The organism is Micromonospora maris AB-18-032 (assembly GCF_000204155.1).
Taxonomy (GTDB): domain Bacteria; phylum Actinomycetota; class Actinomycetes; order Mycobacteriales; family Micromonosporaceae; genus Micromonospora; species Micromonospora gifhornensis.
The window spans coordinates 5,057,379-5,080,146 of record NC_015434.1 but is presented as its reverse complement, the minus strand read 5'-3'; the positions used below and the strand labels follow the sequence as shown (position 1 = coordinate 5,080,146).

Here is a 22,768-nt window from a genome sequence, read left to right as displayed (position 1 = left end):
GCGACCCATGACCGACGTGAGCATCGACGCCGCCGAGACCCGGCTGCGGCGTACCCCGCTGGCCGAGCGGCACACCGCCCTCGGCGCAAAATTCGCCCCCTTCGGTGGCTGGGAGATGCCGCTGGAGTACGCCGGTGGCGGGGTGCTGCGGGAGCACACGGCGGTCCGCACCGACGTCGGCGTGTTCGACGTCTCGCACCTGGGCAAGGTGCGGGTGACCGGGCCGGGGGCGGCGGAGTTCGTCAACGCCTGCCTCAGCAACGACCTGGGCCGCATCGAGCCGGGTCGGGCGCAGTACACCCTCTGCTGCGACGAGGCCACCGGCGGCGTGGTCGACGACATCATCGCCTACCTCTACGCCGACGACCACGTTTTCCTGATCCCGAACGCCGCGAACACCGCCGAGGTGGTGCGCCGGCTGCGCGCCGCCGCCCCGCCGCAGGTCACGGTCACCGACGAGCACGAGGCGTACGCGGTCCTGGCCGTGCAGGGGCCGCGCTCGGCGGACCTGCTGGACGCCCTGGGCCTGCCCACCGGGCACGAGTACATGAGCTTCTCGCCGGCCACCCTCGACGGCGTCGAGTTGACCGTGTGCCGGACCGGCTACACCGGCGAGCGCGGCTACGAACTGGTGGTACCGGCCGCCGACGCGGTCGCGGTCTGGGACGCGCTGTTCGCCGCCGAGCCGACGCCGCAGGCCTGCGGGCTGGCCGCCCGGGACACGCTGCGCACCGAGATGGGGTACCCGCTGCACGGGCAGGACCTGTCGTTGGAGATCAGCCCGGTGCAGGCCCGTACGGGCTGGGCGGTGGGCTGGGACAAGCCGGCCTTCTGGGGCCGCGACGCGCTGCTCGCGGAGAAGGCCGCCGGCCCGACGCGTACGCTGCGCGGCCTGACCGTCGCCGGTCGGGGCATCCCCCGCCCCGGCATGGCCGTCTTCCACGGCGACACCCAGGTCGGCACCGTCACCAGCGGCACCTTCAGCCCCACCAACAAGCAGGGCATCGCCCTGGCCCTCATCGACACCGCCCCCGCCCTGCCCGACGGCACCGAACTCCAGATCGACATCCGAGGCCGCCACACCCCCGCCCACCTCACCCGCCCCCCCTTCACCCACCCCTCCGTCAAATAACCCCACCCACGCCACTGCCGCGCTGCCGCACTGTTGATCAAGAAGATCAACAGGGATATCGGCGGTCAGGGAGTGGGTTTTTCGCCGGCGTCGAGGACGGCCTGGGTCCAGCCGCCTTCGATGACGCCGGTGGAGTCGAGCAGGGCCCAGTCGACGATGTCGGTGGCTTCGATCACCACAGGGGAACCGATGCGTACGGTCGGGTCGGTGTTGGCGTCGCTGGCGCTGGCGCCGACGATGCGCTCCGGGGTCTCCCAGGAGGTCACGCCCGCCCAGACGTACTCGGGTCCGTCGTCGCCGGGCAGCCCGTACTTGACCACCAGTTGGGTGTCCGGTGGCAGGTGGCCGGCGTTGAAGCGGGCCCGGATGTCGCCCAGACCGGCGCGGGCGGTGGCGATCGCCCGGCTCATCGCGTCACCCGAGCGGGCGTACCGCACGTCGGGCTGGATGCCGGCGAAGAGGGTGGCGCAGGCGGCGGCGAAGTAGCGTCCGTCCGGGCCGGGGTGCCCGGCCGGCGGGCGCAGGCTGAGGAACGAGTCGGCGTCCGGGTCGGTGGCCGGGTCGAGTTCCAGCCGCAGCAGCACCGGTGCCGTCGCCCCGTGCTGCTCCGGATTGCCGTACGCCACCGCAATGTCGTGCCCGGTCACCGTGGCCAGTACGGGTAGCTGCACGAACGCGGGCACTTCCTCGCCGGTCAGTCCGTCGGTCCAGTCCCGCAGCAGCCGGCGGGCGGCCCCGGTCATCACCGCACCCCAGGCCCGGGTGAGATGGTCCGGTACCCCCTGGGCCTGCAACTCCAGCAGACCGAAGCGGCGCAGTCCCTTGGTGGTGAACCACAGCCCCTCGGCGTCGGAGGAGTAGGGCACCAGCACCCAGTCGATGAGTCGGACCCGGCCCCGGTCGTCCGGCAGCGACCGCAACGCCGCCGCCGGGTCCAGGAACTGCAGGCCGAACACGTCGACCACGTCCCCGCCGACCGCCTCGGCGATGGCCGCGGCCACCGCCCGGGCCGCCCACTCGTGCGCCGGTGGCCAGCCCGGCCGGTACTCGGCCTGCACCACCACCAGGTGACTGGCGGCGGCCAGCCGATCCAACTGCGCCTCGCTGGCGCCGAACGCGGTGAGCAGGTCCGGCGGCAGCTCGGGGAACTCGCCGATCGGGCGTACGTCGACGCTCATCAGTGGACTGTCCAGCATCTGCTTGGCCAGCCCGTGCACCGGCTCGGCCAGTCGACCGGCCAGACCCCGCACCGCCGTACGGGCGCTCACCGCCGGCAGCCCGGTCGTCGGCACCAGGTACGTCGCGCTGAGCGATTCCGGGACCGGTACGGGCAGGAAGTCGTCGGTGATGAGCATGAGTTCCCCCGCAAGGCCGTGCCGGTGCTGTCGTGCAAGAACGCTACCCGCCGCCCGTGGTCCCGTTCAGCCGGACAGCACCAGACCCAGGTAGACCAGCGTGGTGACCAGTTCGACGCCGGCACCGAGCACGTCGCCGGTGATCCCGCCGAGCCTGCGTACCACGTGTCGCAGCAGCGCGGCGGCGACGGCGAGTGCGGTGAGTACGGCCAGCGGCCCCTGCCAGGGCCGGTCCGGCACCGCCGGCACCGCCAGCAGCATGACCGCCGCGATGCCGGCGGCCAGGGCGACCGGGCCGACGGTGCCGGCCACCAACGCGCCGAGCCCTTCCGGGCGCGCGGCCGGAACACCCCGTCGACAGGCCAGCGTCACGCCGAGCCGGCCGGCCGCGCTGGCCGTGACGACCGCCGCGAGTACGGCCGAACCCGGCCCGTCGACCAGCTCAGCCAGGGCCGCCACCTGCATCAGCAGGACGAGCACCAGCGCGACCACACCGAACGGTCCGACATCCGGCTTCTTCATGATCTCCAGCGCCGCCGGTCCCCGCCGGTACGACCCCAGCGCGTCCACCGTGTCGGCCAGCCCGTCGAGGTGCAGGCCCCGGGTGAGCAGGGCGCTGACCGTGACGGCCACGGCGGCGGCGACAAGTGGTGCGGTGAGCGAGTCGAGCAGCAGCAGTACCCCGGCGACCGGTACGGCCAGCAGCGCGCCGACCAGCGGGGCCAGCGCCATCGCCGTACCGGCCGTGGCCCGGTCGACCCGGCCGGGGCGTACCGGTGCCACGGTGAAGGTGGTCAGGGCCAGCCTGGCCCCGGCACCGAGCCGGCGATCAGCCGGCACGCGAGCCGGAGTGGTCCGCCGGCGCGGGCTGCGTGCTGGTCGGGCCCGGCCCGTCGGGCTCGGGTTCCCGGAAGTCCGGCTCGCTCTCGGCGTCCGGTTCCGGTGCCTCGTCGGCCTGCGGCGAGCCGCTGTCGTCGGGACCGGTGTCGTTGCGGCTGGTGTCGTCGGGGCCGGCACCTGCGGTGCGGTCCGGGCGGGACGGCAGCGCGGCGGCCAGCGTCAGCGCCGAGCGCAGCACCGGCAGCACGGTGAGCGCATTCGCCCCCTCGCCGAGGTCCAGCTTCAGCTGTGCCAGCGGGGTCAGACCGAGCACGTCCGCGGCGAGCCGGACGGCAGGTTGGTCGCCGTCGTCGGCCAGCAGGCACCAGTGCCGGGCCTGACCGGCGAGATCCCGGCTGACCAGCGCGGCGGCCACGCCGACCGGCCCGTCCAGCAGCACCGGGGTGCGACGTGCGGTGGCACCCAGCAGGACGCCGGTGGCCACCGCGATGTCGCCGCCGCCGAGCTGGGCCAGCACCTCCTTGGCGTCCCGGGCGACGCCCCGGGTGCGGTGCAGGGCGTCGCGGATCGCCGCGCAGCGGATCATCCAGGACGCGTCGTCGAACTCGCCGCTCTCGTTGATCACCCGGGCGAGCACAGCGGGCGCCTCGGCCCCGGCGGTCGCCGCGAGCACGGCAGCCGCCGCAGCCTCGGTGCCCGCGCCGCACGCGGCCAGCACCAGCAGTTGTACGCCCGCGTCGGCGGCCTCCTCGGCCAGCTGCCAGCCGTAGCTCAGCGCCGACTCGACCTGCTCGGCGGTGAGCGCCGGCTCGTGTTCGATCGGCGCGGCCGTCGGCGCCTCGATCACCTGCAGACCCGCTGCGCCTTCGGCGGCGAGCCGAGCGAGTACGCCCTGACCGGCGCGGGCCTGGTCGGCGCGGCGGCCCGACTCGCCGGGCAGGGTGCCCGCCGCGGCGCCGCCCTGGTGGTCACCGTGCAGCAGCAGCACCCGTACCGATCGCCAGGGCTGCGGGGTCGACGTGCCCTGGGTGCCGGCGGCGAACGAGACCACCTGCGCCAGGACGCCGAACCCACGACCCGGCACGTCCAGGGTGGCCAGTCGCTCCACGGCCTGCGGCCCGGCGTACTCGTCGGGCATGGGTAGTTCCAGCCCGGGCTCGATGGCCGGCCCACCGGCGGCCACCGGCTCGACGATTGTCGGTGTCGGCGCGGCGTACGCCGACCCGGCCGGCGGCAGGGGAGTCGTCACCGGCGGGGAGACCGGGGTCGGCACAGCGGCCATGACCGGCCCGGCCTGCGTCGGCACTGTCGCACCGGTGGCAGGGACGGCTGCGCCGGTGGCAGTGACCTCGGTGGCAGTGACCTCGGTGGCGGTGGACAACGCGGGCGCGGTGGCCGGCTTGAGCTGGCACGGCTGCCCGGCGACCACCAGGAGCACCACGTCGCAGACGTCCGCCACGGCCCGGTTGACCACGCCCAGCGCGTCGGTGAACGCCCGGCCCAGCGGCGTCGTCGGCACCAGGGAGAGCCCGACCTCGGGGCTGACCAGCACCAGTCGTGCCGCACACCCGCGTACGGCGGTGATCAGCTCGTCGATCGTGACGGTGTCGTCGGCGGGCTGGTGGGCGGGGTCGAGCAGCACCGTCACCCAGCCACCGAGGTCGTCGACGAGCAGCGTCTCGTCCGGCCGGGCAGCGGAGATCACGTCGGCGAGCCGGCGTGGGTCGCTCGCGGTCTCCTCGGTGCTCCAACCGGCCGGTCGGCGGGCGCGGTGCGCGGCCAGCCGGGCCGCCCATTCCGCGTCGTCGTCACCGGCGGCAGTGGCCACGTACCGTACCGTGGCCGCGTCAGCCACCAGGGACTCGGCGAACTCCGACTTGCCGGAGCGGATGCCGCCCAGCACCAGGACTCGGTTCCACCCGTCGAGGGACATGCTCGTACCTTACGACCAGCCGACCGACGCGGGCATCGCAGGTGCGCCGCGCGGTCCGAGGCCGCTCACCGCTCGCCGGGAGGCTGGTAGAAGTAGTCGTTCGGGTTGACGTCGGCAGGCTTGGTGTCCTCCTGCCAGGCCCCTTCACCCGGACGCGCGACCAGGGCGTCGATCAGTGCCTCCCGGTCCATCTCGCGCGCACCCTCGATGCCACCGCGTACCGCGATGTCCCGTAGCTCCGCGGTGTCCATCTTCGGTATCGGCTTGGTCATCGCCCCTCCTGTGCCGCTTCGGTTGCCAGCGGCATACCCGGCGGTGAGCAGGTGAACCGTCGTGACCTGGCGTCGCCGGAGCCGCGCCGGGGCCGCCTGCCGGCAATCGCCCGATGCCCGTGACAAGGTCGACTCATCCACGGGCGACTACGCTGGCACGGGACATCAGCGGTGAGGGGAGACGCGCACATGGCGTGGAGCTGGCGGTACGAGGGCGCGAACGGCGAGTCGGTCGAAGGGCCCGCCGAGTCGTTCGGCAGCCAGGCGGACGCCGAGTCCTGGATCGGCCAGACCTGGCGCGAGCTCGCGGCGTCCGGCGTCACCTCGGTCACGCTCGTCGAGGACGACCGGGTGGAGTACCGGATGAGCCTGCTGCCCGTGGCCGAGTGATGGGCCCCCGGGACGCCGAGCCGCTGGTGCTCGGGGTGCCCCGGGCGGCCTTCCGGCCCAGCCCCATCTTCCTCGCCCTGGTCGCCCTGCTGATCACCTGCGGCGTGCTGACCTGGCACGGCATCGGCAACGTCCGGCTCGCCGTCTTCGGGTTCGTGGTGACCGGCTGGGTGGTCTCGCTCTGCCTGCACGAGTACGCGCACGCGCTGGTGGCCTACCGGTTCGGCGATCGTGGGGTGGCCCACCGCGGCTACCTGACGCTGAACCCGCTCAAGTACAGCCACCCGCTGCTGTCGATCGCGCTGCCGGTGGTCGTGGTGCTGCTCGGCGGCATCGGCCTGCCCGGCGGTGCGGTCTGGGTGGACCGGCACGTGATCGCGGGCCGACTGCGCCACACCCTGGTCAGCCTCGCCGGTCCCGCCACCAACGTGGTGTTCGCCCTGGTGCTGGTGGCGGTGCTGCGCCTCGGCGCAGCCGGGGGCGGGCCGGTGGAGTTCTGGGCGGCGGTGGCCCTGCTCGGCTTCCTCCAGCTGACCGCGAGCGTGCTCAACCTGCTGCCGGTGCCCGGTCTGGACGGCGGCAACATGATCCAGCCGTGGCTGGACCCGCAGTGGCGGCGGATGTACGACCTGTTCGCCCCGTACGGTTTCATCCTGCTTTTCGCGCTGCTGTGGAACCCGCGCATCGGTGGGTGGTTCTTCTCGGCGGTCTTCGCGGTCGCCGACTTCCTCGGCCTGCCGCCCTGGCTCTACGCCACCGGCCTGGAGCTGGTCCGCTTCTGGAGCTAGCTCCGACGTGACCGTGACCGGGCCGGTCGACCTGACAGGGCGACCGGCCCGGAATCGTTCAGGGCCGTTCGGCCGGGGATTCGGTACGGGCCGGGTCCCGTTCGGTCACCGGCTCGACGATCTCGTCGATGGCCTTGAGCAGACCGGCGTCGAGCTTGACGCCCGCCGCCTTGACATTGTCGTGCACCTGCTCGGGGCGGGACGCGCCGATGATGGCCGAGGAGACGTTCGGGTTCTGCAACACCCACGCGATGGCGAGCTGAGCCATGCTCAACCCGGCCTGGTCGGCCAGCGGCCGCAGCTGCTGGACGCGGGTCAGCACATCGTCGGTGAGGAACTTGGCGATGAAGTTCGCGCCCGACTTCTCGTCGGTGGCCCGGGAACCGGCGGGCGGCGGCTGACCGGGGAGGTACTTGCCGCTCAGCACGCCCTGCGCCATCGGCGACCAGACGATCTGCCCGACGCCCAGCTCCTCGCTGGTGGGCACGACCTCGCTCTCGATGACCCGCCAGAGCATCGAGTACTGCGGCTGGTTGGAGACCAGCGGGATGCGCAGCTCGCGAGCCAGCGCGTGGGCCTCGCGGATCTGCGACGCCTTCCACTCGGAGACGCCGATGTAGTGCGCCTTGCCGGAGTGCACGACGTCGGCGAACGCCTCCATCGTCTCCTCGAGCGGGGTGTGGTAGTCGTACCGGTGGGCCTGGTAGAGGTCCACGTAGTCGGTCCGCAGTCGGCGCAACGAACCGTTGATCGACTCCATGATGTGCTTGCGGGACAGGCCCCGGTCGTTGCGGCCCGGGCCGGTGGGCCAGTACACCTTGGTGAAGATCTCCAGGCCTTCCCGCCGTTCGCCTTCCAGCGCCCGACCGAGCACGTCCTCGGCCCGGGTGCCGGCGTAGACGTCGGCGGTGTCGAAGGTGGTGATGCCGGCGTCCAGGGCGGCTCGGACGCAGGCGAACGCCGCATCCTCCTCGACCTGCGAGCCATGGGTGATCCAGTTGCCGTACGAGATCTCGCTGACCATCAGGCCGGAACGGCCCAGGTGTCGGAATTCCATTCCCTGAGCCTAGTCCGCACCCCCACCCTCCGCGCTCCCTCCACTTCTCAGGTTGATCAAGAGGTTTGCGTCACCGAACCCCGCATGCGACGACGCAAACCTCTTGATCGACTTTGCCCTGGGATGAGGTCAGAGGAGGGGGGTGGTGTCGGTCAGGAGGGATTCGATCTGGGTGATGACGTCGTTCGGGTGGGCGAAGACCGGGTCGATGAGGGGGGCGCCTCGGCGGTCGAGGGCGCCCCAGCGGCCGACGCCGTTGGTGGCGAGGAAGGCCACCGGGTGGATGAGTAGCGCGGGGTGTGCGGGTGCGACGATCACCTGACCGGTCCGGTCCACCACGCCCTTGCGTCCGGCCAGGTCCACGACGGCCAGACCCTCGTCGGTGAAACCGTCGACGTACCGGCCGTCGGCCAGCCTGGTGTGGAACCCGTGGTAGCGGGTCGGCAGCACGATCTGACCGGCCGCGTCGACCGCACCCCAGCCCTCCCGGCGTACGGCCGCCACCCCCTTGCGGAACGGCCGCACGTCGCCGAAGCCCGGCGGTACGACCACCTCACCCGTGGTGTTCACGGCGAGCCAACCGCTGTCGTCGCGTACCACCCAGGCCAGGCCGTCGGAGAACGGCTGGGCGGCGAGGTACGTCGGACCGACCACGACCTCACCGGTCGGGCCGATCAACGACCAGCGGTCCGACTCCGGGCCACGCACCCAGGCCAGACCGTCGGAGAACGGCTGCGCCTCGGTGTAGCGCGCCGGCACGACCATGTCACCGGCGGCGTCCGCGTAACCCCACAGACCCTGACCACCGTCGCGGGCGGGCACCGGGCTGCGGTCGCGGTCCAACACCTCGTCCCACCCCCGGGGGTACGGCCCGAAGCCACGTTCCGCGGCGCGTGCCGCCACCGCGTCCAGCCCGATCCGAACCCGGGCGAGCAGTTCGGCGTCACCCTCGCCGCGCAGGTCGAGAGCCCGTTCGAAGTGGTGACACGCCTCCATCAACCGGCCCTGGTCGTAGCAGGACCGCGCCGCGTGTTCGTGCAGGGCCGCCCGCAACCGGTCCGGCAACTCGGCCGAGTTCGCCTCCGCGAACAGCCGGTCGGCCTCGGTGAAGTCACCACGCCAGCGCAGCACATGCGCCAACCGTGCCTGGGCCAGCGCAACCCGACGCAACTCCCCGGTCGCCTCGGCGTAGGTCAGGGCCATCCGCCCGTCGTCCAGCGCGTCGTCGAGGTCGCCGAGCACCCGGGAAGCCACCGCCCGCAGGCTCAGCAGGCGGGCTCGGGAGCGGTTGTCAAGGGCCGAGGCGAGCTTGTCGGTCAACCGCTGCCGTACCGTCCGCAGTTCCTCCGGGTCGTCCACGACCTCGCGCAGGTCCTCCGGGTCCAACCGCCAGCGGTAACTGGCCAGCACCTGTTCAGGATCGGCCGGCGGCTCCGGCTCCTCATCGACCGCCACCGCATCCTCAACCGGCGGCGCGGAGACCGGGGTGAGCGCTTGGTCTGCTGGTGGTACGGAGACCGGGGTGAGCGCTTCGTCTGCTGGCGGCGCGGAGACCGGATTGAGTGCTTCCTCTGCTGGTGGCGCGGAGATCGGAGCGAGCGTTTCGTCTGCTGGTGGTGCGGAGACCGGTGCTGCCGCAACCGGCGGGGCGGAGTCCGGGCTGGCGGTGAGCGGTGGTGTCGAGTCGGGACTGGTGGTGGCCGGCGGTGTCGAGTCCAGGCTGGTGGTGAGTGGTGGTGTCGAGTCCAGGCCGGTGGGAATCGGTGACGTGAGGTCCGGGCTGGTGGCAGGTGGTGTGGAGTCCGGGCCGGCCGTGGCTGGCGATGCGGAGTCAGGGGTGGACGTGATCGGTGGTGCGGGGATCGGTGGCGCGGGCTGCGGTGAAGTTGGCGGTGCGGACACTGGCACCGCCGTTGGCGTGGGGGTTGACGGCAGGGCAGCGTCTGGTGTCGGCATGGCCGGCGAGGCGGCCTCCTGCGGCGCGGAGGGCAGCCGCGCCGGTTCCGCCGTGGCCGGGGAAAGGGTGTCCGGGGTGGACGTGACCGGTGGTGCCGAGACCGGCGTCTGCCATGGCGGTGCCGATGTCGGATCGGCCGGTGGTGCGGAGACTGGCGCGTGCCGTGGCGGAGCTGGCGTCGGATCGGCCGGTGGTGCGGAGACCGGCCGTGCGGTGGGTGGCGGTGCGGTGGTCCCGTGGCTCGGTGGCGCGGAGGTCGGCGAGAGGGCCGACGTCTGGCGGGACGTCGCCGCGAGAGGCGATACCGGGTCCGGTTCGCTGGCGATCGACGGTGCCGAGACCGGCCGGGTGTCCTCCGTGTCGTCGGGCCAGCTCACCGGCTCTGATCCGCCGACTGCCGTGGCGCTGCCGGGCGACTCGTCGAACCGGGTGGGAGTCACATGCTCGCGCCCGGAGGTGGGGGCCGGGCTGGGCGCGGGCGACCCGAACCATGCCTGCGGTCCGTCGGACGGCGGGCCGACCCGTGTCGAGGTCTGCGGCACCGGCGGGACATAACGGGTAGGTGGCGGAGGCGTCGCGGTGGACCCAGGACCGGCGACGGGCGGTGCGGCCGGGACACCGGACGTCGGCGGACCCGAGACCGGCGACGGCATCGGCGGCGTGGCGACCGACCCGTAGGCGGGCGGCGTGGAAACGGGCCGGTGAACAGGCGGCCCAGCGGCCGGGGGCACAGCGGTCGGGGGCGCGGAGACGGGCCGGTGGGTTGGCGGCGCGGCGGTCGGGGGCGCGGAGACGGGCCGGTGGGTTGGCGGCGCGGCGGTCGGGGGCGCGGAGACGGGCCGGTGGGTTGGCGGCGCGGTGGCCGGGGGTGCTGACACGACCACGGGGGTCGGGACCGGCGGTGGAGTGGCCACCACCGGTTGGTCGTGCAGCGGCGCGGGTCGCACCTGGTGTTCGTGCAGTGGTGCCGGGCGTACCTCGTGCTGGTGCAGCGGGGCGGGTCGAACCGTCTCCCCACCCCCTGCCCGGTCGGCTCCCGAGGCGGCGGGCCGCTCGTGGATCGGCCCCGGACGTTCCGGTTGCTCCTGGTTCGGCCCGGGGCGCTCCGGCCGTGCCTGGCTCGGTCCGGGGCGCTCGGGCGCCTCGTGGATCGGCCGGGAACGGTCGGGCCAGGGCTGGTCGGCGCGGTGCGGGTGCGGGTCGGGCCGGTGTTGGTCGGAGCGCGGGGCCCTGGGACGGTCCGGCACCGGGCCTGCGCCCTCGGGCCAGTCGCGTGCCACTGCCGGGACTGAAGGCCGATCGCGGTGCGGGTCGACGGTGCCAGGCCGATCGCGGTGCGGGTCGACGGTGCCGGGCCGGTCGCGGTGGGGGTGGATGTGGTCTGGCTGGCCCTGCTGTGGGGCGGGGGAGACCGGGCGGGCACGCCCGGCGGCCGGGGAGACGGGCTGCTCGGGCACCACCGACAGGTGACGGCGGGGCGGGTCGTGGTCGGGGGCGGGCGAGACGGGACGGTCGGCGTCGGGCCGTTGCGCGGCCGGCCGGTCCAGGTGGCGCTCCGACCCGGGCCGGGCAGGGGCGGCAGGTCGCCGGGCCTCGCGTCCGGGGCGGTCGCCGGTGTCGGGTACGACGGGACGCTGGTACTCCCGGTGGTCTCGACCGGCGCTCGGGCGCAGCGGCCCCGGCTCGGGCCAGGGGAGGTCGCGGCGCGGCGGTTCGGCGTACCGCTGGGGGTCTCGGACAGCCGGCTCGGTGCGGGAGAGCTCCGGCGACCAGTCGGGGCGGGCCTGCTCGTCGTGCGGCCGACGGGCTGGCTCGTCGTCGACGTAACCGTCGGGGTACGGGGCAGCATCGGGGTCACCGACGGTGAACTGCTCCCGATAGCCGTCCACCCGCGGCCCGTCGTCGTAGCTGGGTTGACCGGGGTGGCTGCTCCACTGGTAGCGGGGACGCCGCGAGTCGTCGGCGGGGGAGCGGCGGTCGGCGTCCTCGACGGGTCGGTGCATGGCGGGGCGGCGGGTTTCCCCGCCGGGCTCGGGTGCCCAACCGCGCTCCGGTCGCCCGGCCGGCGACCCGGGCGCGCCACGCCGGTACGGATCGCCGTCGGTCGGCTCGGGTCGACGTGGGCGTTGGGCATGCCGGTCGGCATCGCGGTCGCGCCACTGCGGATCGTGGTGCGGATAGCGGTCGGGCCCACGTGGGTCAGGCTGGCGGCGGTCGGGCTCGCCTCGGTCGGGTTGCCGCCGGGCGTACCGGTCGGGGGCGTGTCGCTCGGGCGGCTCGAAGCCGCCACGGTCCCGGCGATCCCGGTGCGGCGGGTACCCGTCGACGTCGGGCTGGGCGTACCGCTCACCGACGCGCTGGTCGCGCTGGACCGGCGCGCCGGTGACACCGGTCGCCTGTGGACCGGCGTCGGACCAGGTGACACCGTCGCGTCCGCGTACCGGCTCGACGGGCGGTGACCACCGGCCGTCCGGCCGCCCCGGCTGGTTGCCCGGATACGGGGGCTGGTCGTACGGGCGTCCGCCGTTGCCGCCGTCGGGACGCCGCTGAGCAGGCCCGTCCTGGCGACCCGGCCAGCCGTCCGGCTCGTCGTTCCAGGAACGACCCACGTACGTACCGTCGGGCCGGGTGGGTGCCAGCGGTGGCACCTCGGCCCGGCCGATCGCGCTCGCCCGACCCCACGCCCGTGGCTGCTGATGGTCCTGACCGTCGTCGCCCGGGTAACGCTGGCCCGGGAACTGGGGCTGCCATTCGGTCGTCGGCTCGACGACCCAGGACGGCTCGGCGGGATCGTGCCACCGGTCGGCGTAGCCGCGACTCATCCGCCGGACCCGTCGTGCCGCCCAGGACGTGGGCGGCGGGTCGGGTGACGCTCCGGGACGACCGGGTCGGGCAGCCCGGACTCAGCCATGCGCAGCCCGCGGACCGGCGTCCGCTCGCTCACGGCCGCGCCCCGATGGTCGGCTCGCGTCCGCTCGCTCACGGCGAATGTCACCTCGTCGGAAATTGGTCGCTGGGCACCCGCCCGGAATCGGCCAAACTCGCTCGTCCCGGCACCGAATGGCTGCGCAAGGAGGGTAGCGGCGTGGGCTCGGTCGACGCCACTGTGGCACTCGCGACGGACCCAAACGTTATCCAGTTGATCCGGACATTTGGGTCTTCGGTCGAATCGGACTTCCGACGACGAACCCGGCGGGCTGCGTACGCCGTCCGGTCGCCGGCCCCCACCGGGCGCGACTCAGGAATGCTCCATGATCAGTACGAAGAAGGTGCCCGGTTCGAGGGCCTCGTACCGGTGCGGCGCGTCACCGGCGAAGGTGGCGTAGTCGCCCGGGCCGAGTTCCACCTGCTCGTGTTCCGGGCCACAGCGCATCCGGCCGGTCCCCACCACCAGGTGTTCGACAGTGCGTGGCGTGTGTGGCTCCGCGTTGCGGATCCGCCCCGGCTCCAACTCGATCAGGTAGACGTCCCGGCGGGCGTGCGCGGTGCCGGCGGTCAACAGCGTGCCGGTGAAGTCGGCGTGCTCGGAGCGCACCCGGGGGCCGTCGCCGGCCCGGATCACCCGTACCGAGTTCGCCGGTGGCTCGACCAGCCGACTGAACGGTATGTCGAGCGCCACACACAGGGCCCAGAGCGTCTCCATGCTCGGGTTGCCCAGGCCGGCCTCAAGTTGCGACAGGGTCGACTTGGCGATCCCGGCCCGGCGGGCGAGTTCGGTCAACGAGATGCCGACGCGCTGCCTTTCCTGGCGGAGGGCAGCGGCGATGGTGGCCAGCGGGGGCGAAGGATCCGGGGGCATTGTTCGCTCCGTCGTTCACATTGTTCTATTTGACGAACATGAAGGGCCTGTTCATCATGATGAACCATGCGTACGCCAGAACGAACAGCGGGTGCCGGCATGCTCCGCGACGTCGCCGCCATCGGCGCGGCGATAGTGGCCGTCGGCGCCTCGTTCGGTGCGGTGGCGGTCGCCGCGGGGCTGCCCGTCTGGGCCGTCGTCGCCATGTCCCTGTTCGTCTACGCGGGTGGCGCGCAGTTCATGGCGGTCGGACTGGCGGCTGCCGGTAACCCGATGGCCGCCGTGCTGGCCGGACTGCTGCTCAACGCCCGACACCTGCCGTTCGGGCTGACCCTCGGCGACAGCCTCGGTCGCCGACTCTGGCAACGACTGCTCGGCAGCCACCTGATGACCGACGAGGCGACCGCCTTCGCGCTCGCCCGTCCGGCCGGTGAGGTGCGACACCGCGCGTTCTGGCTGGCCGGCACGCTGCTCTTCGTGGCCTGGAATGCCGGCACGGTGCTCGGCGTACTGGCCGGTGGGGTGGCCGGAGACCCGGCCACGCTCGGGCTGGACGCCGCCTTCCCCGCCGGTCTGATCGCCCTGCTGCTGCCCACCCTGCGCGACCCGGACACCCGACGTGCCGCGCTGGGTGGCGCGGTGCTGGCGGTGCTGACCACGCCGGTGCTGCCGGCCGGTCTGCCGGTGCTGCTGGCGCTGGCCGGGCCGGCGTTGCTGGCCGTGCACCGGCTCAGGCGGCCACCGGCGGCCCCGACCGCACAGGTCGTCGAGCCCGCGGACGAGGCCCACGCGGTGCCGGTCGGCCGGAAGGAGTCGTCGTGCTGATCGCGGTGATCGTGGCGCTGGCCGTCGGGACGTACGCCTTCCGGGTTTCCGGGGTGCTGCTGCGTGACCGGCTCGACCTGCCGACGTGGGCGCGGCAACTGCTGCCGGTCGCCGCGGCGGCCCTGCTGGCGGCGTTGGCGGCGACCGCGGCGTTGACCGAGGGTGCCGGGTTCGCCGGCTGGGCCCGGCCGACCGGGGTGCTGGTGGGCGTGGTGCTGGCGTGGCGGCGAGCGCCGTTCGTGCTCGTGGTCGTCGCCGCAGCCGGCACCACGGCGCTGCTGCGCCTGCTCGGCGTGCCCTGAGCTGCTCAGACGGGGTCGCCGATGGTGACCTTGGGCTCCGGGGTACGCAGCTTCCGGAAGGTGATCGCCCGCATGATCGCGTAGAGGTACAGCGATCCCATCCGCTGGGTGGACTGCGGGAAGCGGGTCCGGACCAGCTTCTTGATCTTGCGAGAGATCAGCACCGAGTCGATCACCACGCCGATGGCCAGAGCACCCCACAGCAGGTTGGAGGCCAGCCGGACCGCCGGGGGCATCGCCTGGTTCGAGCCGATCAGCACGATCAGCGCACCACCGAAGAACCAGGTGCCGACCGTACGCCGGGCGTCGACCACGTTGCGGGCGAGCAGGCGCTCGGGACCCCGGTCGCGGGGGCCGCCCTCACGCCGGAACTCCGCGGCCGCCTCGGCCCGCCGCTGCCGCCGAAGGGCCTTCGCCTCCTCCTTGCTCAGCGGCTTGGTCGTGCCCGGTGGGCGACGGCCACTGGTGGGGCGCTTCGGCGTCTCACGTCCCTTGCTCGGGGTGTAACCACGCGGACGATTGGCCTCGGCCTCCTCCTCGGCCGGGGTCAGCGGCTCGGTGGCGGGGTCGGCGAGGTCGGCGGACTTGCGACGAAACAGCGACGGCACGCGGCAAGGGTAGCCAACGCCACGTGGCCGTTGCACATCGCGGGTGTGACGGCCACGTGGCGGACAACTGGTGGTGTGGTCGGGATTACGGCCGCTCGACGTGCGCGCCGAGGTCGGCGAGCTTGGCCTCGAAGTCCTCGTAGCCCCGGTTGATCAGGTCTACGCCGTACACCCGGGAGGTGCCCTCGGCGGCCAACGCCGCGATCAGGTGGCTGAAGCCGGCCCGCAGGTCGGGGATGACCAGGTCGGCAGCGTGCAGCTTGCTCGGCCCGGCGATCACCGCCGAGTGCTTGAAGTTGCGCCGGCCGAAGCGGCACGGGGTGCCGCCCAGGCAGTCCCGGTAGACCTGGATGTTGGCGCCCATCGAGTTGAGCGCCTCGGTGTAGCCCAGCCGCTGCTCGTAGACCGTCTCGTGCACGATCGACAGGCCCCGGGCCTGGGTCAGCGCCACCACCAGCGGCTGCTGCCAGTCGGTCATGAAGCCCGGGTGCACGTCGGTCTCCAGCGCGGTGGCCTGGAGTTCGCCGCCCGGGTGCCAGAAGCGGATGCCGCCCTCCTGGCCCGGCTGCCCCGGGCGCGGGGGACGGGTGTCGGTGACCTCGTACTCGCCGCCGATCGAGCGGAACACGTTCAGGAAGGTCATCATGTCGGCCTGCTCGGCGCCGAGCACCTCCACGTGACCGCGGGTGGCCAGTGCCGCCGCCGCCCAGCTCGCCGCCTCGATCCGATCCGGGATCGGCCGGTGGGTGTAGCCGTGGAGTTTCGGTACGCCCTGGATCTCGATCACCCGGTCGGTGTGCACCTTGATGATCGCGCCCATCTTCTGCAGGACGCAGATCAGGTCGATGATCTCCGGCTCCACGGCGGCGTTGCGCAGCTCGGTGACGCCCTCGGCCATCACCGCGGTGAGCAGCACCTGCTCGGTCGCGCCCACACTCGGGTAGGGCAGCGCGAACTTGGTGCCGTGCAGGCCGTTCGGCGCGGACAGGTGCAGCCCTTCCGGGGTCTTCTCGACCGTCGCACCGAACTCGCGCAGCGCCTGGAGGTGGAAGTCGATCGGCCGGGGCCCGATGTGGCAGCCGCCCAGGTCCGGTATGAAGGCGTGGCCGAGACGGTGCAGCAGCGGCCCGCAGAACAGGATCGGAATCCGGCTGGAGCCGGCGTGCACGTTGATCTGGTCGGTGCTGGCGCTCTCCACGTTCGCCGGGTCGAAGACCAGCTCGCCGTCCTCGACGCCGTCGCTGACCTTGACACCGTGCAGGCCGAGCAGCCCTCGGACAACCTCCACATCACGGATCTTGGGTACGTCGAAGAGCCGGCTCGGGCTGTCACCGAGCAGGGCGGCGACCATTGCCTTGGAAACCAGGTTCTTCGCACCACGCACGCGGATCCGCCCCTGTAGCGGGGTGCCTCCGTGTACGACCAGAACGTCGTCGGTCAACGCAACCTCCAGCGCGTGCGTGCTGCCGTTTCGATGTGGGGACACCACCGGTCGCTACCCGGGAAGCGGTCGCGCTCAAACGCACGCGCCGCGGGTGCCATCGCCCGGCAGCATAGCCCTCCGTGATGAGAATGGATTCGGTCACACCGCATTGGAGGGCATTTATCGGTGATCCGGCACTTTCGCGTACAAGTGTTGTTACCGAGAGTGATTGCTGTCCGGTCAAGCGCCGGGCAGCGCGAGCATCTGATCCAGGGCCACCCGGGCGTGGTGCGCGGTGTCGGCGTCGACGGTGATCTGGTTGACCACCCGGCCCGCCACCAGCTCCTCCAGAGCCCAGACCAGGTGCGGCAGATCGATGCGGTTCATCGTCGAGCAGTAGCAGACCGCCCGGTCGAGGAACATGATCTGCTTGTCCGGATGGGCCAGCGCGAGCCGGCGTACCAGATTCAGTTCGGTGCCGATCGCCCACGCGGAACCGGCCGGCGCCGCCTCGATGGTCCGGATGATGTACTCGGTCGAACCCACCAGATCGGCGGCGTTGACCACCTCGTGCCGACATTCCGGGTGCACCAGCACATTGACCCCGGGCACCCGCTCCCGGACGTCGTTCACACTGTCCAGGGTGAATCGCCCGTGCACCGAACAGTGCCCGCGCCAGAGGATCATGCGGGCGTCGCGCAGCTGCTCGGGGGTGAGCCCGCCGCCCGGCTTGTGCGGGTCGTAGAGCACGCAGTCGTCAAGCGAGAAGCCCATCTCCAGCACCGCCGTGTTGCGGCCCAGGTGCTGGTCGGGCAGGAAGAGCACCTTCTCACCCTGCTGGTAGGCCCACTCCAGGGCCCGCTTCGCGTTCGACGAGGTGCAGACCACCCCGCCGTTGCGGCCGACGAAACCCTTGATGTCGGCCGAGGAGTTCATGTACGTCACCGGCACGGTTTGTGCCGCGATGCCCAACTCGGTGAGCACGTCCCAGGCATTCTCGACCTGCGGCAGCGCCGCCATGTCCGCCATCGAGCAGCCGGCCGCCAGGTCGGGCAGGACGACCCGCTGCGTGTCGGAGGTGAGGATGTCGGCGCTCTCGGCCATGAAGTGCACACCGCAGAAGACGATGAACTCGGCATCCGGCCGGGCGGCGGCCTCGCGGGCCAGCTTGAACGAGTCGCCGGTCACGTCGGCGAACTGGATCACCTCGTCGCGCTGGTAGTGGTGGCCCAGCACGAAGACCTTGTCGCCGAGGGCGGCCTTCGCCGCTCTGGCCCGGGCCACCAGGTCGGGGTCGCTCGGCGCCGGCAGGTCACCCGGACACTCCACGCCACGTTCGGTGGCGGGGTCGCTGCCGCGGCCGAGGAGCAGCAACGCAGTGGCGGTGTTTGAGGGCTCAACCCAGGTCGACGTCACGCCCTCCATGGTCCCACAGCGAGGCACGTGCGCCGCCCTCGCCGCTGTGGGCTGCCACACTGCCAGGCATGCGCGTACTGCTCTGTCCGGACAAGTTCGCCGGCACGTTGTCGGCACCTCAGGTGGCCGCCGCAGTGGCCGACGGCTGGCGGGAGATCGCCCCCGACGACGATCTGCTGGTCAGGCCGTTGGCCGACGGGGGACCCGGGTTCGTCGACGTGCTCGCCGCGGCGCTGCCCGGTCGGCGGATCCCGGTGGCCACCGTCGACCCGCTGGGCCGTCCGGTCCCCGGTGAGATCCTGCTCACCGACGACGGGGCGACCGCCTGGCTGGAGAGCGCACAGGCGTGCGGGCTGCACCTGCTCGACGCGGGCGAGCGCGACCCGAGGACCACCACCTCGTACGGGCTGGGGCTGCTGATCACGGCCGCGGTGGAGGCCGGTGCCCGCACGGTGGTGGTCGGGCTGGGCGGTTCGGCGACAAACGACGGCGGCGCGGGGATGCTCGCCGCGCTGGGTGCCGTCGCGCTGGACGACACCGGGACGGCCCTGCCGTACGGTGGCGCCGCGCTGACCGCCGTGGCCACCCTCGACGGGGCACCCCGGCTGCGCGACGTACGGCTGATCGCCGCCACCGACGTCGACAACCCGCTGCTCGGGCTGCACGGGGCGAGCAACGTCTTCGGGCCGCAGAAGGGCGCCGACCGGGCCGACGTGCTGCTGCTCGACGCCGCCCTGCAACGCTGGGCCGAGGTGCTCCAGCAGCAGGTGCCCGGCTGCCCCAGCGGCCTGGGTGCGCTGCCGGGCGGGGGCGCGGCCGGCGGCATCGGGGCGGCGTTGCTGGCCCTCGGTGGCCGCTGTGAGTCCGGGATCGGGCTGGTCAGCCGGGCCGTCGGCCTGAACGCCGCGCTCGACGGTGTCGACCTGGTCATCACCGGGGAGGGTAAGTTCGACCACCAGTCGCTGCGCGGCAAGGTGGTCGCGGGCGTCGCCGGGGCAGCGCGTGACCAGGGCGTACCGTGCGTCGTGCTGGCCGGTCAGGTGAGCACCGGACGGCGGGAGGCCGCCTCGGTCGGGGTCACCGAGGCGTACAGCCTGGTGGAACACTTCGGTGGGGAGGAGCGCGGCGGCCTGAGCGCGGCCCTGGAACGCCCGGGGGAGGGGCTTCGGGCGCTCGGTGCCCGGTTGGCCCGCCAGTGGAGCCGCTGACGCTGCTGGAGGCCCCGGTTTGGCCGCTGGCCGCGGTCCCCGGCAGAGCGGCTGGTCACGCCATCGGGTGACGGGGCCGTCGGCGGCCTACAATCGAGAACTGGACCACTGTGGGAATCGCTGACCGGCGGATGATGTTGGCCAGGGGAAGACCACACCGAACGCGCGCAGGGAGAATTCCACGTGACCACGCCAGCGCAGACCGAGTCGACCGAGGCCAAGGCCCCCACGTCCGTCGTCCTCACCGACGTCGCGGCGCAGAAGGTCAAGGCCCTGATCGAGCAGGAAGGCCGCGACGACCTGCGGCTCCGGGTTGCCGTGCAGCCGGGCGGCTGCTCCGGCCTGCGATACCAGCTTTTCTTCGACGAGCGTTCCCTCGACGGTGACGTCGTCACCGACTACGACGGTGTCGAGGTCGTCGTCGACCGGATGAGCGCTCCGTACCTGGCCGGCGCCACCATCGACTTCGCCGACCGGATCGACGCCCAGGGCTTCACCATCGACAACCCCAACGCGGGCAACTCCTGCGCCTGCGGTGACTCGTTCAGCTGACCCAGCTGATCACTCCACGACGAAGGGGACGGCCGAAGGCCGTCCCCTTCGTCGTCCCCCCACCAGCCACTGCCCCTTGTTGATCAAGAGGTTTTGGTCGGATAGTCGCCGACATCCGACCAAAACCTCTTGATCGACAAGGCGGGTGGGGTGGGGGTGGATGGGTGTGGGGCGGTGGGTGGGGGCGGTAGGCTGTTCGGGCTCTGTTATCGACCCTGAGGGCTGCCATGAAGATCGCCGTAACCGGCTCGATCGCTACCGATCACCTGATGAGCTTTCCGGGTCGGTTCGCTGACCAGTTGATCGCCGACCAGCTGCACCAGGTGTCGCTCTCCTTCCTGGTGGACGACCTGGTGCTGCGTCGCGGCGGGGTGGCGGCCAACATCGCGTTCGGCATGGGGCAGCTCGGGCTGCGGCCGGTGCTGCTCGGCGCCGTCGGCGCCGACTTCGCCGACTACCGTTCCTGGCTGGAACGGCACGGGGTGGACTGTGACTCGGTGCACGTCAGCGAGGTGGCCCACACCGCGCGTTTCGTCTGCACCACCGACACCGACATGTGCCAGATCGCCTCGTTCTACGCGGGCGCGATGAGCGAGGCCCGCAACATCGAGTTGCAGCCGGTCGCCGAGCGCCTCGGCGGGCTCGACCTGGTGCTGGTCGGCGCCAACGACCCGGAGGCGATGCTGCGCCACTCCGCGGAGTGCCGGGAGCGCGGTTACCCGTTCGCCGCCGACCCGTCGCAGCAGCTCGCCCGGATGGACGGCACGGACGTGGTCGGGCTGGTCGACGGCGCCGACTACCTGATGACCAACGACTACGAGAAGTCGCTGCTGCAGAGCAAGGCCGGGCTGAGCGACGATCAACTGCTGGACCGGGTCAAGATCCGGGTCACCACGCTGGGCAAGCGCGGGGTGGAGATCGTGGGGCGGGACATCGACCCGATCCACGTACCGATCGCCCGGGAGGCGCAGGCGGTCGACCCCACCGGGGTCGGTGACGGCTTCCGTGCCGGCTTCTTCACCGCGCTGTCCTGGGGCGTCGGGCTGGAACGCGCCGCCCAGGTCGGCTCGCTGCTCGCCACGCTGGTGCTGGAGACCGTCGGCACCCAGGAGTACCAGGTGCGGCGGGACCTGTTCGTCAAGCGCCTCGCCGAGTCGTACGGCGACGAGGCCGCCGACGAGATCCGGCCGCACCTGCTGCCCTGACCGTCGCCGGCACGCGTCCGGTTGGTCTCGTACTTCTAGACTCCCGCCTGTACGACGTCGACTGGCGACAGCGGGAGTAGCTGTTGTCGTCCTCGGTGCGGCGGCGGTGACCGGGATGCGCTGGTCGACGGCCGGCGAGCCGGTCTCCGTCGCGGCACCGTCGGCGGCATCGACGGTGTTGCCCGAGGGCGCCAGCTACGAGACGGTCGTCGATACCCGGGCTGTCACGGTCTACACCGATCTGCACGATCAGCGGGCATCACGTTGTTAACCGGGGGCCCCGCCTATGCGCGAGGCGTTAACAAGGTGCCCTTCCTTTCACTGTCGGCGGCGGACGTGGTGGGCGGTGCCGGTGGTGCCGAGGAACTCCTGGTCACGCATCCGGCACCAGGCCGGAATGTCCACCGCCGCCGCCGGATCGTCAGCCAGCACCCGCAGCACCGCGCCGACCGGAAGCGCCGGCAGCCGGCGGGCCAGCGCGATCACCGGCAGCGGGCAGCGCTGACCGAGACAGTCGAGGACCTCGTCCGGTTCGGCGGTCACAGCCCGACCACCCCGGCCTGGGCCCGCAGGTCGGCGACGATGCCGGGCAGTTCGGCGAGGAACCGTTCCACGTCCGCCTCGGTGCTGCCGGAGTGCAGCGAGACCCGGACGTTGCCGTGCGAGAGCACCCCCATCGCCTCCAGCACGTGCGACGGGCGCAGCGTCGAGGAGGTGCAGGAGGAGCCCGACGAGACCGCGAAGCCACGCCGGTCCAGCGCGTGCAGCAGCGCCTCGCCGTCGACGTACAGGCAGGAGAAGGTCACCAGGTGCGGCAACCGGTGCTCGGGATCACCGACCACCTCCACGTCGGGCACCTCGGCCGCCACCCGGGCCCGGATCCGGTCCACCAGGGGCGTCAACCGGGCCGCCTCAGCCGCCGCGTCGGCCGCCGCCGCGCGCAGGCTCGCCGCCGCCGCGACCACCGCCGGCAGGTTCACCGTGCCGGGCGTACGCCCCGACTCACGCTCGTCGGCCGGCCAGGGCGACTCCCAGCGGGTGCCCTTGCGCACCACCAGCAGCCCCACGCCGGGCGGGCCACCCCACTTGCGGGCGCTCGCGGTCAGCACCGACCAGCCCGGCGGCACCGGCATCCGCCCCACCGACTGGGCGGCGTCGACGTACAGCGGCACCCCCGCATCGACGCAGACCGCCGCCGCTGCCTCCACCGGCTGGAGCGTGCCCACCTCGTGACTGGCCGCGATCAGGGCGGCCAGCGCCACCCCCGAGCCGGTGACCGCCGTCGACCAGACGTCCAGGTCCAGCCGGCCGAGCCGGTCGACCGGCACCTCGACGGCCGTACCACCGCCCGCCGTGTGCTGCTGCGCCGCATGCAGCACCGCGGAGTGCTCGATCGCCGAATGCACAAGCACGGCACCGGCACGTCGTCGTCCTCGCAGGCCGCCGAGCACGGCGGAGTGGGCTGCGGTCGTACCGCTGCTGGTGAAGGAGAGCTCGTCGGGGCGTACGCCCAGGGTTTGTGCGGCGGCCTCGCGCGCGGCGTCGAGCAACTGGCGCGCCCGCCGGGCGGAGGTGTAGAGCCGGTCGGGGTCGGCCCAACCGTCGTCGAGGGCGGCCAGCAGCGCCTGCCGCGCTACCGGGTGCAGCGGCGCGGCGGTGGCGGCGTCCAGGTAGACCGAGGATGGAATCACATCTACCCACGCTAT

The 22,768-nt window shown here is 72.7% G+C and carries 22 protein-coding genes and 1 pseudogene; 11 read left to right on the top strand and 12 right to left on the bottom strand.

Translation table 11 applies throughout. From position 1 onward, the window contains the following. The first annotated feature begins 7 nt into the window (after positions 1 to 7). Positions 8 to 1,132 (top strand): glycine cleavage system aminomethyltransferase GcvT, encoded by a 1,125-nt coding sequence (gcvT, locus tag VAB18032_RS22345; protein WP_013735198.1) that lies wholly within the window; start codon positions 8 to 10, stop codon positions 1,130 to 1,132. 65 nt (positions 1,133 to 1,197) lie between these two features. Here the strand turns inward: gcvT and VAB18032_RS22340 are convergent, their stop codons facing one another. From VAB18032_RS22340 to VAB18032_RS22325, 4 genes are all read right to left on the bottom strand, one after another. Then, positions 1,198 to 2,487 (bottom strand): DUF2314 domain-containing protein, encoded by a 1,290-nt coding sequence (locus VAB18032_RS22340; protein WP_013735197.1) that lies wholly within the window; start codon positions 2,485 to 2,487, stop codon positions 1,198 to 1,200. Positions 2,488 to 2,553: 66 nt separating this feature from the next. Further along, on the bottom strand, positions 2,554 to 3,327 hold the full coding sequence (locus VAB18032_RS22335; protein WP_013735196.1) for an adenosylcobinamide-GDP ribazoletransferase: 774 nt from the start codon (positions 3,325 to 3,327) through the stop codon (positions 2,554 to 2,556). Next, positions 3,317 to 5,260 carry a bifunctional adenosylcobinamide kinase/adenosylcobinamide-phosphate guanylyltransferase gene (gene cobU / locus VAB18032_RS22330; protein ID WP_013735195.1) on the bottom strand — a complete coding sequence of 648 codons (1,944 nt, stop codon included), beginning with the start codon at positions 5,258 to 5,260 and terminating at the stop codon, positions 3,317 to 3,319. The genes VAB18032_RS22335 and cobU overlap by 11 nt, the downstream gene beginning before the upstream one ends. 65 nt (positions 5,261 to 5,325) lie before the next feature. Then, positions 5,326 to 5,532: a hypothetical protein gene (locus VAB18032_RS22325; RefSeq protein ID WP_013735194.1), complete on the bottom strand. Its 207-nt coding sequence runs from the start codon at positions 5,530 to 5,532 to the stop codon at positions 5,326 to 5,328. A 189-nt stretch (positions 5,533 to 5,721) separates the two neighbouring features. Between VAB18032_RS22325 and VAB18032_RS22320 the strand changes: the two genes are divergently transcribed. Both VAB18032_RS22320 and VAB18032_RS22315 read left to right on the top strand, forming a co-directional pair. Beyond that, positions 5,722 to 5,922 carry a hypothetical protein gene (locus tag VAB18032_RS22320; RefSeq protein WP_013735193.1) on the top strand — a complete coding sequence of 67 codons (201 nt, stop codon included), beginning with the start codon at positions 5,722 to 5,724 and terminating at the stop codon, positions 5,920 to 5,922. After that, positions 5,922 to 6,710, top strand: a complete 789-nt coding sequence (locus VAB18032_RS22315; RefSeq protein WP_043721586.1) for a site-2 protease family protein — start codon at positions 5,922 to 5,924, stop codon at positions 6,708 to 6,710. The genes VAB18032_RS22320 and VAB18032_RS22315 overlap by 1 nt, the downstream gene beginning before the upstream one ends. Before the next feature lie 58 nt (positions 6,711 to 6,768). On the opposite strand, the gene VAB18032_RS22310 is transcribed toward VAB18032_RS22315, so the two are convergent. Beyond that, entirely contained in the window at positions 6,769 to 7,767 is a 999-nt protein-coding gene (locus tag VAB18032_RS22310) for an aldo/keto reductase family protein (protein WP_013735191.1), read from the bottom strand. Between the two features lie 129 nt (positions 7,768 to 7,896). Further along, positions 7,897 to 9,432 (bottom strand): annotated as a pseudogene (locus VAB18032_RS33000) (WG repeat-containing protein); the annotation flags it as partial. A 289-nt stretch (positions 9,433 to 9,721) separates the two neighbouring features. Here VAB18032_RS33000 and VAB18032_RS32995 point away from each other — a divergent pair. After that, on the top strand, positions 9,722 to 10,279 hold the full coding sequence (locus VAB18032_RS32995) for a hypothetical protein (RefSeq protein WP_043721584.1): 558 nt from the start codon (positions 9,722 to 9,724) through the stop codon (positions 10,277 to 10,279). 749 nt (positions 10,280 to 11,028) lie between these two features. After that, a complete protein-coding gene (locus VAB18032_RS32245) occupies positions 11,029 to 12,183 on the top strand; it encodes a hypothetical protein (protein WP_013735187.1) in 1,155 nt (384 codons plus the stop codon). A 779-nt stretch (positions 12,184 to 12,962) separates the two neighbouring features. On the opposite strand, the gene VAB18032_RS22285 is transcribed toward VAB18032_RS32245, so the two are convergent. Beyond that, positions 12,963 to 13,523, bottom strand: coding sequence for a helix-turn-helix domain-containing protein (locus VAB18032_RS22285; protein ID WP_013735186.1), 561 nt, complete (start codon positions 13,521 to 13,523; stop codon positions 12,963 to 12,965). 66 nt (positions 13,524 to 13,589) lie between these two features. Between VAB18032_RS22285 and VAB18032_RS22280 the strand changes: the two genes are divergently transcribed. Beyond that, a complete protein-coding gene (locus VAB18032_RS22280; RefSeq protein ID WP_050814643.1) occupies positions 13,590 to 14,348 on the top strand; it encodes an AzlC family ABC transporter permease in 759 nt (252 codons plus the stop codon). Further along, a complete protein-coding gene (locus VAB18032_RS22275; protein ID WP_013735184.1) occupies positions 14,342 to 14,650 on the top strand; it encodes an AzlD domain-containing protein in 309 nt (102 codons plus the stop codon). Before VAB18032_RS22280 ends, VAB18032_RS22275 begins: the two co-directional genes overlap by 7 nt. A 5-nt stretch (positions 14,651 to 14,655) precedes the next feature. Here the strand turns inward: VAB18032_RS22275 and VAB18032_RS22270 are convergent, their stop codons facing one another. The 3 genes from VAB18032_RS22270 to nadA form a co-directional block, all read right to left on the bottom strand. Further along, positions 14,656 to 15,258: a DUF3043 domain-containing protein gene (locus VAB18032_RS22270; protein WP_013735183.1), complete on the bottom strand. Its 603-nt coding sequence runs from the start codon at positions 15,256 to 15,258 to the stop codon at positions 14,656 to 14,658. A gap of 85 nt (positions 15,259 to 15,343) precedes the next feature. After that, the gene (murA, locus tag VAB18032_RS22265; protein ID WP_013735182.1) at positions 15,344 to 16,699 is read right to left on the bottom strand and encodes a UDP-N-acetylglucosamine 1-carboxyvinyltransferase; all 1,356 of its coding nucleotides are present in this window, start codon (positions 16,697 to 16,699) and stop codon (positions 15,344 to 15,346) included. A gap of 222 nt (positions 16,700 to 16,921) precedes the next feature. Next, the gene (nadA, locus tag VAB18032_RS22260) at positions 16,922 to 18,097 is read right to left on the bottom strand and encodes a quinolinate synthase NadA (protein ID WP_043721578.1); all 1,176 of its coding nucleotides are present in this window, start codon (positions 18,095 to 18,097) and stop codon (positions 16,922 to 16,924) included. 68 nt (positions 18,098 to 18,165) lie between these two features. Between nadA and VAB18032_RS22255 the strand changes: the two genes are divergently transcribed. From VAB18032_RS22255 to VAB18032_RS32150, 4 genes are all read left to right on the top strand, one after another. After that, positions 18,166 to 19,305, top strand: a complete 1,140-nt coding sequence (locus VAB18032_RS22255) for a glycerate kinase family protein (protein WP_013735180.1) — start codon at positions 18,166 to 18,168, stop codon at positions 19,303 to 19,305. A gap of 183 nt (positions 19,306 to 19,488) precedes the next feature. Continuing rightward, the gene (gene erpA / locus VAB18032_RS22250) at positions 19,489 to 19,857 is read left to right on the top strand and encodes an iron-sulfur cluster insertion protein ErpA (RefSeq protein ID WP_013735179.1); all 369 of its coding nucleotides are present in this window, start codon (positions 19,489 to 19,491) and stop codon (positions 19,855 to 19,857) included. Between the two features lie 227 nt (positions 19,858 to 20,084). Next, positions 20,085 to 21,062 carry a carbohydrate kinase family protein gene (locus tag VAB18032_RS22245; RefSeq protein ID WP_013735178.1) on the top strand — a complete coding sequence of 326 codons (978 nt, stop codon included), beginning with the start codon at positions 20,085 to 20,087 and terminating at the stop codon, positions 21,060 to 21,062. 106 nt (positions 21,063 to 21,168) lie between these two features. Further along, on the top strand, positions 21,169 to 21,333 hold the full coding sequence (locus VAB18032_RS32150) for a hypothetical protein (RefSeq protein WP_157626874.1): 165 nt from the start codon (positions 21,169 to 21,171) through the stop codon (positions 21,331 to 21,333). A gap of 47 nt (positions 21,334 to 21,380) precedes the next feature. Here VAB18032_RS32150 and VAB18032_RS22240 read toward each other — a convergent pair whose 3' ends face one another. Together VAB18032_RS22240 and VAB18032_RS22235 are read right to left on the bottom strand one after the other, a co-directional pair. Next, complete coding sequence (locus VAB18032_RS22240) at positions 21,381 to 21,605, bottom strand: sulfurtransferase TusA family protein (protein ID WP_013735176.1); 225 nt, start codon at positions 21,603 to 21,605, stop codon at positions 21,381 to 21,383. Beyond that, on the bottom strand, positions 21,602 to 22,753 hold the full coding sequence (locus VAB18032_RS22235) for a cysteine desulfurase family protein (RefSeq protein ID WP_013735175.1): 1,152 nt from the start codon (positions 22,751 to 22,753) through the stop codon (positions 21,602 to 21,604). Before VAB18032_RS22235 ends, VAB18032_RS22240 begins: the two co-directional genes overlap by 4 nt. Between the last annotated feature and the right edge of the window lie 15 nt (positions 22,754 to 22,768).

What these genes read in the sequence shown, in the direction of transcription:
- gcvT (WP_013735198.1), top strand. Translation starts at nt 8, where the DNA reads ATGACCGACGTGAGCATCGACGCCGCCGAGACCCGGCTGCGGCGTACC.
- VAB18032_RS22340 (WP_013735197.1), bottom strand. Translation starts at nt 2,487, where the DNA reads ATGCTCATCACCGACGACTTCCTGCCCGTACCGGTCCCGGAATCGCTC.
- cobU (WP_013735195.1), bottom strand. Translation starts at nt 5,260, where the DNA reads ATGTCCCTCGACGGGTGGAACCGAGTCCTGGTGCTGGGCGGCATCCGC.
- VAB18032_RS22325 (WP_013735194.1), bottom strand. Translation starts at nt 5,532, where the DNA reads ATGACCAAGCCGATACCGAAGATGGACACCGCGGAGCTACGGGACATC.
- VAB18032_RS22320 (WP_013735193.1), top strand. Translation starts at nt 5,722, where the DNA reads ATGGCGTGGAGCTGGCGGTACGAGGGCGCGAACGGCGAGTCGGTCGAA.
- VAB18032_RS22315 (WP_043721586.1), top strand. Translation starts at nt 5,922, where the DNA reads ATGGGCCCCCGGGACGCCGAGCCGCTGGTGCTCGGGGTGCCCCGGGCG.
- VAB18032_RS22310 (WP_013735191.1), bottom strand. Translation starts at nt 7,767, where the DNA reads ATGGAATTCCGACACCTGGGCCGTTCCGGCCTGATGGTCAGCGAGATC.
- VAB18032_RS32995 (WP_043721584.1), top strand. Translation starts at nt 9,722, where the DNA reads ATGGCCGGCGAGGCGGCCTCCTGCGGCGCGGAGGGCAGCCGCGCCGGT.
- VAB18032_RS22285 (WP_013735186.1), bottom strand. Translation starts at nt 13,523, where the DNA reads ATGCCCCCGGATCCTTCGCCCCCGCTGGCCACCATCGCCGCTGCCCTC.
- VAB18032_RS22280 (WP_050814643.1), top strand. Translation starts at nt 13,590, where the DNA reads ATGCGTACGCCAGAACGAACAGCGGGTGCCGGCATGCTCCGCGACGTC.
- VAB18032_RS22255 (WP_013735180.1), top strand. Translation starts at nt 18,166, where the DNA reads ATGCGCGTACTGCTCTGTCCGGACAAGTTCGCCGGCACGTTGTCGGCA.
- VAB18032_RS22245 (WP_013735178.1), top strand. Translation starts at nt 20,085, where the DNA reads ATGAAGATCGCCGTAACCGGCTCGATCGCTACCGATCACCTGATGAGC.